General features: G+C 58.7%; 8 protein-coding genes. 1 reads left to right on the top strand and 7 read right to left on the bottom strand.

Features of this window, described 5'->3' with window-relative positions; translation table 11 throughout:
- From HMPREF0308_RS13280 to HMPREF0308_RS06995, 3 genes are all read right to left on the bottom strand, one after another.
- Positions 1-412 (bottom strand): DUF1648 domain-containing protein (locus HMPREF0308_RS13280; protein ID WP_169305113.1); only part of this gene is annotated, 412 nt, incomplete at its 3' end.
- 123 nt (positions 413-535) lie between these two features.
- Positions 536-4,510 carry an acyltransferase family protein gene (locus HMPREF0308_RS14180; protein ID WP_236251942.1) on the bottom strand — a complete coding sequence of 1,325 codons (3,975 nt, stop codon included), beginning with the start codon at positions 4,508-4,510 and terminating at the stop codon, positions 536-538.
- A gap of 105 nt (positions 4,511-4,615) precedes the next feature.
- Positions 4,616-5,440: a Cof-type HAD-IIB family hydrolase gene (locus HMPREF0308_RS06995; protein ID WP_005530090.1), complete on the bottom strand. Its 825-nt coding sequence runs from the start codon at positions 5,438-5,440 to the stop codon at positions 4,616-4,618.
- A gap of 57 nt (positions 5,441-5,497) precedes the next feature.
- On the opposite strand from HMPREF0308_RS06995, the gene HMPREF0308_RS06990 reads away from it, so the two are divergent.
- A complete protein-coding gene (locus HMPREF0308_RS06990) occupies positions 5,498-6,544 on the top strand; it encodes a 3-hydroxyisobutyryl-CoA hydrolase (RefSeq protein WP_005530088.1) in 1,047 nt (348 codons plus the stop codon).
- Between the two features lie 49 nt (positions 6,545-6,593).
- On the opposite strand, the gene HMPREF0308_RS06985 is transcribed toward HMPREF0308_RS06990, so the two are convergent.
- The 4 genes from HMPREF0308_RS06985 to HMPREF0308_RS06970 all read right to left on the bottom strand — a co-directional run bounded on the left by HMPREF0308_RS06985 (position 6,594) and on the right by HMPREF0308_RS06970 (position 10,923).
- On the bottom strand, positions 6,594-7,802 hold the full coding sequence (locus tag HMPREF0308_RS06985; RefSeq protein ID WP_005530086.1) for a DUF6882 domain-containing protein: 1,209 nt from the start codon (positions 7,800-7,802) through the stop codon (positions 6,594-6,596).
- Between the two features lie 12 nt (positions 7,803-7,814).
- Positions 7,815-8,954, bottom strand: coding sequence for a glycosyltransferase family 4 protein (locus HMPREF0308_RS06980; RefSeq protein ID WP_005530085.1), 1,140 nt, complete (start codon positions 8,952-8,954; stop codon positions 7,815-7,817).
- Between the two features lie 18 nt (positions 8,955-8,972).
- Entirely contained in the window at positions 8,973-10,184 is a 1,212-nt protein-coding gene (locus HMPREF0308_RS06975; protein ID WP_005530083.1) for an NAD-dependent epimerase/dehydratase family protein, read from the bottom strand.
- Positions 10,185-10,323: 139 nt separating this feature from the next.
- Positions 10,324-10,923, bottom strand: a complete 600-nt coding sequence (locus HMPREF0308_RS06970) for a TetR/AcrR family transcriptional regulator (RefSeq protein ID WP_005530081.1) — start codon at positions 10,921-10,923, stop codon at positions 10,324-10,326.
- Positions 10,924-11,005 lie beyond the last annotated feature (82 nt).

Below are 11,005 nucleotides of genomic sequence, written 5' to 3'. Positions count from 1 at the left end.
GTCTAGGGCCGCTGAGAAAGATTCCAGTGAGCGCGAACGCCGTGCAGATTGCCGTTAGTGCAAAAAACCAAAAGCTTAACGCTGGAAGGATAGCAGCGGAGTGAGCACGGCTACGCTCGATATCAACCGCAGAAGACTGCGAATAGCTGCCTGTGGTTGTCTTGGTGCTTTGTTGCGTTATGCCGATAGTTACTGCTGAAACAATCGTCAGAATAATAGGAACAAGCACAGCAAAACCAATTGCATTGCGATAGGTCTTTGGCATCCATGCATCAGGTTCGTCTCGACCATTGAAATGCTTGGGCAGTGGGTCTGGGAGACTATCCCAGCCGGCAATCACTACGATTGCGGCGACTAGCGCAAGCGCTGCCGTGGCGGCCAACCAAATCCATTCTTTGCGTGGAGCTGTCAACAGGAAGTTCCTCGTGTGCGCAGTTTCTTACCTAAATCCAAAAACAGGATAACGAAAAGGCGGACGGTCCGCTGTAAGAGACCGTCCGCCTTTTGCGTTCTAGGAGCTTTGGCTCAAGAACTTCTAGATCTGGCACTTGGAATCCAAGTTCTTGTCGTAGTTGGAATACTGCAACAAGGCGTAGTGGAAAGCCAAGGCGTATTCCGAAGCGCCTTCCGGAAGCGGGTGAATGCCGTCGGAATAGAGCAAGTTCGGGTTGCTCTGTGCGTGGGTGCACCAGTCAGCAAGGTAGACGTTGTCGTACTTTTTCGCAGCATCGATGACGTCGCGTTGGGACTGTGCCATCCATCCGCGGTCGCCATAAGGAACGGCCATCACGATGGTGTGGTCTGGGCCGATGAGGTCAACGACTTCCTGAATCTGGTCAGGGAATGCCGGGCCATTGGTACCGAAGCCAAGGAAAACCGTGGAGCGCAGCTGGCCAGAATCCTTGAGCTGCTGAATGATCGGGATAGCTGCTGTGTAGTGGCGGGAAACGTCGGCGTCGACGTAGATGCCTGGGTAGCGCTGCTGCAGTGCCTCGGAGGCAGCCAACATCACCGAGTCACCGATGGCGGTAATTTCATTGCCGGTTGGCATCGGACGGCTGGTATTTTCTTCTGGGCTCGCTGGAGCTGCCGCAGCGCCAGGGTTGCCCTGGTTGCTTTGCGTGTTCTTCTGCTGCAGCATCTCGAGCTGCTGCTCCAGCTCAGATTTATCGCTGGAGGTCGCCAGCGCGTAGCCCACGCCCACTAGGGAAGCGACGACGATCAACGGCACAAACGGCCAAAAGGCCTTGGCAAATCCGTCCTTCATCTCGGAGATCGAGGGGCGGGCCGCCCAGTAGCCAGTCCACGTCTTCTTGTAACCGCCGCGGCGGAAAGGATTCTCCACGAACTGGTAGGAAAGCTCTGCCAGCAGGAAGGAGATCGGTATCGCGACAAGGCCCAGAATCCACGGCTTGTCGGAGGAGTGGTTTCCGTCGAAAATCGCGCGCAAAATCATCACGACCGGCCAGTGCCACAGGTACAGCGAGAAGGAACGCTGACCCAGCCAACGCATGACGGCAGTGCTGAAGATCCATTTGAGAGGACCGAATTCGCGGACGACGCCCCAAATCATGAGCGCGCCGAGGACGCTTGTCAGCACCAAGCCGCCGCGGTAGGTGAAGTCTGCATCGTCCGGCATTAGGAACAGTTGCGCGATGTAACCCGCAAGCGCTAAGAAGCCAATCGTTCCTGCCAGAACACGCTCGGACTTTCCGGGACTTGCCCACGAGTCAGCCCCGGGATCTTCCTTGGTGCTGGTGAGCATCAAAGAAAGGATTGCGCCAATGAGCAAGCCGAAGGCGTGGGTATCGGTGCCGTAGTAGACGCGCGTTGGGTCCTCACCAGGAACGTAGATGAGCCACATTGCCACGCCGGACGCGATGGCCAGAATTAACGAGACCGCAATTGGGAGTCGGCGGGGTTGACGCCGGGAAATGGCGAAAATGGTGAAAATGAGCAGGGGCCAAATGACATAGAACTGCTCTTCAACAGCCAACGACCAGTAGTGGGCAAAGACCTGAATTTCGTTGTCAGCAAAGTAAGACTGCGAGGTGGCAATCTGTGTCCAGTTATTGACGAAGAAGAACGTGCCCAGGAACTGCTCGCGGATTCCTACTGCTAGATCACCGCCGATGAGACCAACGATGGACGTGCAAATGATGAGCACGGCCAACGCTGCGGGCAGGATTCGGCGGAATCGTCGGACCCAGAAATCCTTCAAGCTGATGCGGCCGCTGGCGCGGAATTCGCGGACGAGCAGGGAGGTAATCAAGAATCCGGATAGGACAAAGAACATGTCAACGCCGAGGTAACCACCGGGCAGGAAGTCGCCGAAGAAGTGGTAGATGACCACTGCGAGGACGGCTAGGCCGCGAAGGCCGTCGAGGCCCTTGACCTGGCGCAGGCGGGCGCGGCGGTTGTGCTTTACTTCCTTGCTTTCTGGTGGCGTGGCAAGTGCTTCGGGCTCGTGGGGGAAGCTGTCCACCATGACCGGGGTAGCCGGTTTTGCAGATTGCTGCGGGCGCGGCTCATTCTTGGGCGGCTGCACAAATGCCGCTGGGGCAGCAGCGATGCTTGCTTCTTTGGCAGTGGGCTTCGCGATTGGCTTATTGTTCGGCTTGGCGTCTGAGGTCTGCGCAGAACGATTGGGATGCTTCTGTGCTTCGCGAGGAGGCTTCGGTGCCTTCAACTGCTGCTGGGAAGGCGTGCCCACGGATTGCGAGCGACGTGCGAGTGCGCGTGCGATCTCCTGCTCAGTGGCAGCGTGGTTCGCGGAGTTTGCGGTGGCTTCTGCGCCAGCTGCTTTTGCAGTGGTTCCAGGCTTCGCGGCACTCGCTGGGCGGTTCGCCTGTTCTGCCTCTGGCCGTGGCTTTTGCGGCTGCTGTGCTTGAGCCTGGGGCTGTGTCTGCTTAGCCTGAGATTGCGGAGCCTGGGCCTTTGGCTGGGCCTGAGCCTGCGGCTTTCCAGCAGGCTGAGAAGCTTGGGCCGTCTGAGATGCCTGTGCTGCGTTGGCCGGCTTGCCCTCGGGCTGCTTGTTCTTACCGGCATTAGGCTGCTTCGGGTGTTGCTTTGCAGGCGGATTCTGCGCCTCAGCCTTGGCCTTGGTTGCGGAAATACCGGCTGCGGCGGCGCCAGCTGCTGTGGGGCCTGCCTTCGAGGCGCCCTGTTTCGGCGTCTCTGGCTTAGTGCTTTGCTTCGAGGTATCGGGCTTGGCGCCCGTGTTCGGCTGAGCGCTTTGTTGAGTCTTTGGCTGTTGAGTCTTTGGAGCCTGTGCGTTCTGTGGCTTTGGCGCGACAGACGCCTTTTGCGTCTGTGTTACTTGTTGCTTCGTTACCGGCGGATAAATCAGGCGTGGCTTCTTTTTGCCGTCGGCGTTCTTGCCCGCAGCCTTTGCTGCATTCGAACCATCTTTTTCGGATTTTTCGGCGTTCTTGGTTCCTTCGATGGTGGAAGTGCTTGGCTTGGAAGACTTATCAGCCGGGGCCTTGGGCGCCTTTGAGTTCTGTGATTGCTTGTTTCCTGCAGAGGAGTTGCCATTCTTGGGCTGCTGAGCGTCCTTGGCCGGTTGTTGCTTCTGCGCGTTGTTGTTTGGACGTGGCGGCAGCTTCGCAGAGGGGGTGTCCTTCACTACAGGTTTGGTGGAATTCTGCTGAGTTGGTTCGTGCTTGGCCTGCTTCGGATGGTCGACGGACGCGTTCTTCTGGTCGCTTGCGGTCTTGTCCGCCGGCTTAGCTGCATTCGAACCATCTTTTTCGGATTTTTCGGCGTTCTTGGTTCCTTTGATGGTGGAAGTGCTCTGCTTGGCAGACTTATCAGCCGGGGCCTTAGGCGCGGCTGGCTTCGACGCATTCTCTACTGGTTCAGTGGCAGCAGAAGTGGAGCCCTTCTTGGCGGGCTGGCCGGGCTTTGGTGCCTTTGAGTTCTGTGATTGCTTGTTTCCTGCAGAGGAGTTGCCAGTCTTGGGCTGCTGAGCGTCCTTGGCCGGTTGTTGCTTCTGCGCGTTGTTGTTTGGACGTGGCGGCAGCTTCGCAGAGGGGGTGTCCTTCACTACAGGTTTGGTGGAATTCTGCTGAGTTGGTTCGTGCTTGGCCTGCTTCGGATGGTCGACGGACGCGTTCTTCTGGTCGCTTGTGGTCTTGTCCGCCGGCTTAGCTGCATTCGAACCATCTTTTTCGGATTTTTCGGCGTTCTTAGTGCCTTCGATGGTGGAAGTGCTCTGCTTGGCAGACTTATCAGCCGGGGCCTTAGGCGCGGCTGGCTTAGGAGTCGGTGCTTTCCCTGGCTGAGGCTTTGCAGACTGCTGCGGAGACCTACCCTGACCAGGCTTGTCGCCGGACTTAGCGTCAGAAGGAACATCAGCCTTGGCATCATCGCCGGACTGCGGAGGGGTGGCCTGCGAAGCCTGCTCTCCCTTGGTCGGAGTCGCGACCGGTTGGTAAACGGGTTTCTTGGACTTCTCCTGGGCAGTTGAGGAAGGCTTGCCGAGGAGGGACCTCAAAAACTGTTTCAAAACGTTCTCCAGGGGAATAGCGGCTAGCGACTGGATCAGTTTAGCCCGCGAAGTGTATGGATTCCTAAAATAATGGGGAGTGTTTCTCACCCAAATTTGGACTGCCTAAGAAATGCTTAAATCGCTGGTTGGGACACCTGCGAACAGGCCCCGCAGTACCGTAGCGACACCATTGTCGGCATTGGAGGGGGCAATGATATCCGCAATCTCTTTCAATTGCGGGTGCGCATTGTCCATCGCCACCGCCAATCCGGCAGTACGAAGCAATTCGTAATCGTTGAGGAAGTCCCCAAAAGCAGCGGTCTCAGCAAGAGGGATTGAACTCAACTCAGCCATCGCAGTCAACGCCGCGCCCTTGTCGACGCCGTCCGCCATCACGTCCAGCCACACCTTGCCGGAGATGGCCACATTGTGGTCCTGGACGACATCATCGATAGTGGGGGCAAGGTTGGCCTCAGATCCGTCCTGGCAGTAGGCCGCAATCTTGATGATGTTGTCGTGCTGCACCGCGGTGAGGTCGTCCACCCACGTCACTGCCTTGTAATACTTAGAGATCTCTGCGACGGCATGGTCCGGGATGTCACGCTCAATGAACGCGCCAGCTGGAGTGCACAAAACCAGCGTATGTTCGGCAGGAAGAGTCGCCGATGCGTCCAAGACGCGCTCGACCACCTCGACCGGTAGTGGGAAGGTCGCGATGATGTCGCCATCGCGCATGACGACGGCGCCGTTTTCCGCAATGAAGGTAGAAAACTCCGGGAACATCAGCTGCAAGGTGGCAAGTTGGCGCCCGGATGCGGGGATAAGCGTAGCGCCCTGACTCCGGGCGAGCTCGGTGAGCTCAGCAAAGTCCGGGGGAAGTTGACCTTGGGGGTCAAGCAGTGTGCCGTCCATGTCGAGCGCAATGAGCTGCGGAACCAAAGTGTCCAACCAATCTGTGATTTATCGGGGTGGCAGTATCAATTGTGATGTGTCACACTGGTGTGCATGTCTGAGAAAATAAACGTCGAAAACACAACATCCTCGCCAGTGCTTGTTTCAATTCGCAACCATACCGGAGTGATTGAGCTAAATCGCCCGCGCGCGCTCAATAGTTTGAATCCTGAGATGCTTGACATTATTCGTCAAGCTCTTTCCCAGTGGCGTCACAACGACGAGGTCGAGCAGGTGCTCGTATATTCCAATAGTCCCAAAGCTTTCTGCGCAGGTGGCGACGTACGCGCTGCGCGCGACGGCGTTCTCGCCGAAAAGTGGGCAGAGGTAGACGAGTTCTTCGAAGGCGAGTACGCGCTCAACGGGGACATCGCCGAGTATCCCAAGCCGTATATCGCTGTTATCGATGGCGTAGCCATGGGCGGAGGCTTGGGTATCTCCGCGCATGGTTCGCACCGAGTCGTTACAGAGAAGGCCTTTGCGTCTATGCCGGAGATGGCAATCGGCTACGTTACCGACGTCGGCATCGCCTACATGTCCCAGCGCATGGTCGGAACTCGCGGGGAAGCTGACCCCGCTCTGGCGAAGTTCTGGGGTTTGAGCGGTTACCGCATGTATGCAGCCGACATGCTGTGGTCTGGCCTTGCCACCCACGTCGTCAAGGATGCCGATGCCTTTATCGAGGACGTCATCGCCGACGGAGTTGACGCGGCCATTGAAAAGCACGCCGTAGAACCTGAAGGTCAGCCAGAACTGGCAGGTCTCATCCAAGACATCGACGAGGTATTCCAGCACGCAACGTGGGAAGAGATCGCAGCCGCGTTGCCACAACATCCGGAACTCGCAGAACTCTTCGCCAAACTTACCGAGAAGGCGTGCGCTTCGGCTCTGGTCGCAGCGACCGAGCTTTTCGAAGCCGAAGCCAATGCCGCTGACATTCGCGAGGCGCTGCGTATGGAACTAGAACTCGGCAAGCACATGTTGCGTCGCCCAGACTTCGCAGAGGGCGTCCGCGCTGTTCTGGTGGACAAAACCCAAGACGCGCAGTTCCAGCCGGTTGGCCAGCCGGAAGAATTCCGTGCAGCTATCGCCCGCGCTTAGAAAGCCCAAGACCCGCCGAGCGCACACTCGGCAGGCCGGGTTTTAGAAATTACAAAAGGATGCCGCGGTTTGCCGTATAAGCAGAGCGAGCGCGGGCGGCATCGCATTGCGCCGGCAGTTTTACCGCGAGAACTGCATCGGTAACATCACGCGTCGGCGCGGGCAGCGTCAAGGTAGGCGAGCTCGCCAGGAACAACCCAGTCTTTTCACCCAAGCGCGCGGTCAGCAGCGTCCATACTCCCAACACCGGCATTGCCATCTGTGGCAGATGAGCAGCCCGCGCCCACGCTAGGGGCAGCTGAGGACGCACGAAATCCGGCAGCGCATTATCGCGTCCAAAACGTAGAAGATTATGTGCAGCTTGGGCCGCGACAGTCGAGGAATACTCAGGCTCCGCCCATGCCCAGGTCAAATTCTCAGAGTCAACAACCGCGATGAGGTGCGCGTTCACGGTCGTCGAGCCGGTAGCCGTGTTAAGCACGGCGCTTCCCGTCGAAAGGTCGAGTTCAGCCTCAGCGTTGGGGTAGCGTGCCTCCAGGAAGAATTGGTGCTCAACGGCAGTGAAGTGGGCGTCGGAAAGCACCTGCTCCGGCAACAAACCATAGTTGCGTCCCTGCAGAACCACGATGCGCTGGCCTTCTGGGGCGCCCTCAGGAGTAAGGCGGACTTCCGTGCCATCGCTGAGTCGAATGCTCTCCGAATCCGCGCGCGTGGTGGAGTCTGTCTCAAGGCCCATCGCTTGGGCCAAGTGCAATAGCGCCAAACGCTCGTCGACCCCACCGCTAAAGCGCTCGATGCCTGCGAGAATCGTGGCTCGGGCGTCCTGCGGAAGTTGGGTGAAGGGCACCGCTATGATTGCCTCGTGATCGCCCTGCTGAGCGCGCACGACCGGGGCGTTTCCTACCAAGAAGCGCGCAATGGTGAGCAACGATTCGTGGTAAGGCTGCGGAGCGTGGAACTCCGCCATGGGAGCTTGGGCTGCTCCTGTGGCTCGCCAAGTTAGGACCTCGTCCTCCACGGTGGCAAGGCGAATTCCCGGAAAGTCCTGCGGGCCCCTCGCTGTGTTGAAACGCACCTGAACCTTTTGATCGAGCTCAGTCTCCGCGTCTCCTTCAGGAGATGGCTGGAAGTTGAACTCGATGGCAGTTACCTTGCCCAAAAACTCGGCGAAGGAGGCGTCTATTCCGGTTTGCACGAATGCGCCGGCGGAGTAGATCTCTTCCAAGCTGGTGGGCAGTGGCAACGGCGGCAATGGCATGAGGAATCCTTGTCAGCGGTGATAGGGGTTGGCAGTAGCTTCTTCATAGGCTGCAACGAGCGCCTTTGTGGATTCTAACCATGAATACTGCTCAGCTTCGGCACGCGCGGCCTGTCCCATGGCGGCGCGTCGCGAAGAATCTTCAATCAGGCCCAGCGCTGCGCCCGCCCAAGCTTCGTCGGGAGCGTCGGGATCGATGAGGTGGCCCGTCACGCCTTCTTCGATGACGAAGGGGATTCCGCCAGCGTTGGTGCCGATGACCGGCACTCCAGAGGCGAAGGATTCCAATGCCACGAGGCCGAGGGTTTCGGTGGCAGAGGGGAAGAGGAATACGTCGCCCGAAGCGAAGGCCTGCGCGAGTTCTTCGCCGGAGAGGTAGCCGGAAAATACCGTCATCTCGGGATCGAAGGTTGCCTTGAGCGCGTCGAGGTACGGTCCCGCGCCGATGATGGCGAGGCGTGCGTCCGGTGCCTGGCCGCGCACCAGGCGGATGACGTTGTCGAGCCTTTCCAGGTCTTTTTCCTTGGAGATGCGCCCGATATAGGTCAGCAGTGGGGCCTCCGGGTGGCCGGCGGTGAGGCGTTCGCGCATGCTTGGCGACGCCTTCCTCGGGTGATACGTCTGCGTGTCCACGGCCTTGGGCCACAGTTTGACGTTGTGCATGCCGATGCCGCGGGCCTTATCCACCATCGGGCCAGAGGTGCAAAGGTTCACGGCGGCCTGGTTGTGGAGGTAGTTGATGGCGGCCTCAGTCAGTGGGCGGGTCCAGCCGATGCCGAGTGCTTCAACGTATTCGGGGACGTTGGTGTGGAAGCTGGCCACGAGTGGGACGGCGTCGCGCTGCGCCGCGAATACACCAAGCGCAGCGGTCCAGATTGGATTGACGGCGTGGATGACGTCAGGCTCCCAGGCGCGAATCTCCGAGAAGAACTTCCAGGTGGGCAGTCCAAACTTGATCTCTGGATACACCGGCAGAGAGAGACTAGGGATGCGGGTTACCTCGAATCCCGCAAAGGTCTCTGGCGGGTTGCCTGGGGCGAAGATGCGGACCTCATGGCCCAGTACCGCGAGCTGTTCCAGGGTGTGGGTGATGCGGGTGACTACTCCGTCGATCTTTGGCAGGAAGACCTCGGTAACGATGGCGATGCGCACGATGCTTCGGTGAATTGCTTAGTGAGCGGCCTCGTTGAGGAGTTCTTCCGGAACGCCCGCATGCTGCTGCTTGGTCCACAGGGACTGGGCCGGGATCTTGGAGCGGTCCACTCGGTCGGCGTAGCGCTGCGCGACTTCCTCGACCTCGTGAAGGAGACCCTCGGACAAAGTGGTGGGTTCAAGGCCCAGCTCGAGGAAGGTGTTGTTAGAGACGTGTAATTCGTTTTCTGCGGACTCCTTGCGCGGGTTCGGCACCATGGCGAGCTTGGCACCAGAGAGTTTGGCCACCAGTTCTGCGAGATCGCGAACACGGTGGGTTTCAGTCATTTGGTTAATGATCTTGACGCGATCACCCTTGGCCGGCGGGTTCTCGAGCGCGAGTTCGACGCAGCGAACCATGTCGCGGATGTGGATGAAAGCGCGGGTCTGGCCGCCGGTGCCGTGGACGGTAAGCGGGTAGCCGATACCGGCCTGGATGAGGAAGCGGTTGAGCACCGTGCCGTAGTCGCCGTCGTAGTCGAATCGGTTGATAAGGCGCTCGTCCTTGAGGGTCTGCTCGGTGTGGGTGCCCCAGATGATGCCCTGGTGCAGGTCGGTGATGCGCAGTTCATCGTTCTTGGCATAGTACGCAAACAGGTGCTGATCCAGGACTTTAGTCATGTGGTACACGGAGCCAGGGTTAGAAGGGTACAGGATCGACTGCTCGATCGGCTCTTGGCCCTCAACCTTGACTTGGACGTCGAGGTAGCCTTCCGGAATTTCCATTCCGGCGGTGCCGTAGCCATAGACGCCCATCGTGCCAAGGTGCGCCACGTGAATGTCTTCACCGGACTCGACGATGGCAGTCAGCAGGTTGTGGGTGGCGTTGATGTTGTTGTCCACTGTGTAGCGCTTGGTGCGGGAGCTCTTCATGGAGTAAGGCGCAGCGCGCTGCTCGGCGAAGTGCACCACGGCGTCGGGACGCTCGGTGGTGAGGAACTCAAGGAGAGCGTCGTAGTCCTGCGCCACGTCGAAGTTGCGGAACTCGATGGTCTTACCGGAGACCTCGTGCCAGGCGGCGATGCGCTCTTCGATGGAGACGATCGGAGTCAAAGACTCAGCGCCTAGCTCGGTGTCGATGGCGCGGCGGGAGAGGTTGTCCACGATGATGACGTCGTGACCTTGATCAGATAGGTACAGGGAGGCTGGCCATCCACAGAATCCGTCGCCGCCAAGAATCGCTACCTTCACTGTGGACACTCCAAATATGCTCGGGGTTAAATACGACTTATACGACACTACCCCGGAACCCACCGCTCTTGCGGGGGCCCGGGGTGAATTTTCAGTGAACTGCAAAAATCAGGGGACACTGAGCTGGGTTGTGGCTGGTCTAAGGAATCTGCTTCAGGAATTGGAAGGCATGATGCACGATCTCGCGCTTTTCAGCGGAACTGAGCTTTGTTCCGGAGCTTTCCTGGTCAGCGATCTCCGTCAGCGCGACCTTGCCCGCGGCGCCGTGTGCTGCAAGCAGGATTGCTAGTTCCAGTTTGGAATAACCTGGCATGCGGCGGCCGAAAGCCTCGACGATTCCGAAAGCCACCTTTTCATAGCGTTGACGTTCCTCAGCAGTGTGGCTCATGCTCTCCATGGACTCGCCGATTGTGACGAGCGTGGCGAGGGAATGCAGGTTGGGCTGGTCATCGTCGAGGACCTCGAGCAACATAGCCTCGAAGAATTCGTTGATGCCCATCTCCGGGGACAGGTTCTCGATCACATCGGAGTGGGAATCGAGCAAGCTCGCGGCGAAGAAGAACAAAGCATCGGAGGCCGAAGAGAAATAGTTATGGAAGGTGCGCGGGGATACCCCCGCGGCTTCAGCAATTCGGGCGACAGTGAGGTTTTCCACGCCCTCATCGACCACCAAACGCGCTGCCGAATCTGCAATGGCGTGGCGCGTTGCCTGCTTCTTGGCTTCCCGCAAGCTAGACACGAGCTGCTTCCTTTCCCTTCGACTTTTCCTCTACTTTATCGCGCTGAAACTCTTTGGATTTCTTCGTGCTGGGCACTGAGAG

This window comes from Corynebacterium striatum ATCC 6940 (genome assembly GCF_000159135.1).
In the GTDB taxonomy this organism is placed as follows: Bacteria; Actinomycetota; Actinomycetes; order Mycobacteriales; family Mycobacteriaceae; genus Corynebacterium; species Corynebacterium striatum.
The sequence above is the reverse complement of the archived record's forward strand: the minus strand, read 5'-3'. Positions and strand labels throughout refer to the sequence as shown.

Coding starts and splice junctions, on each gene's coding strand:
- HMPREF0308_RS06990 (WP_005530088.1), top strand. CDS start 5,498: ATGTCTGAGAAAATAAACGTCGAAAACACAACATCCTCGCCAGTGCTT.
- HMPREF0308_RS06985 (WP_005530086.1), bottom strand. CDS start 7,802: ATGCCATTGCCGCCGTTGCCACTGCCCACCAGCTTGGAAGAGATCTAC.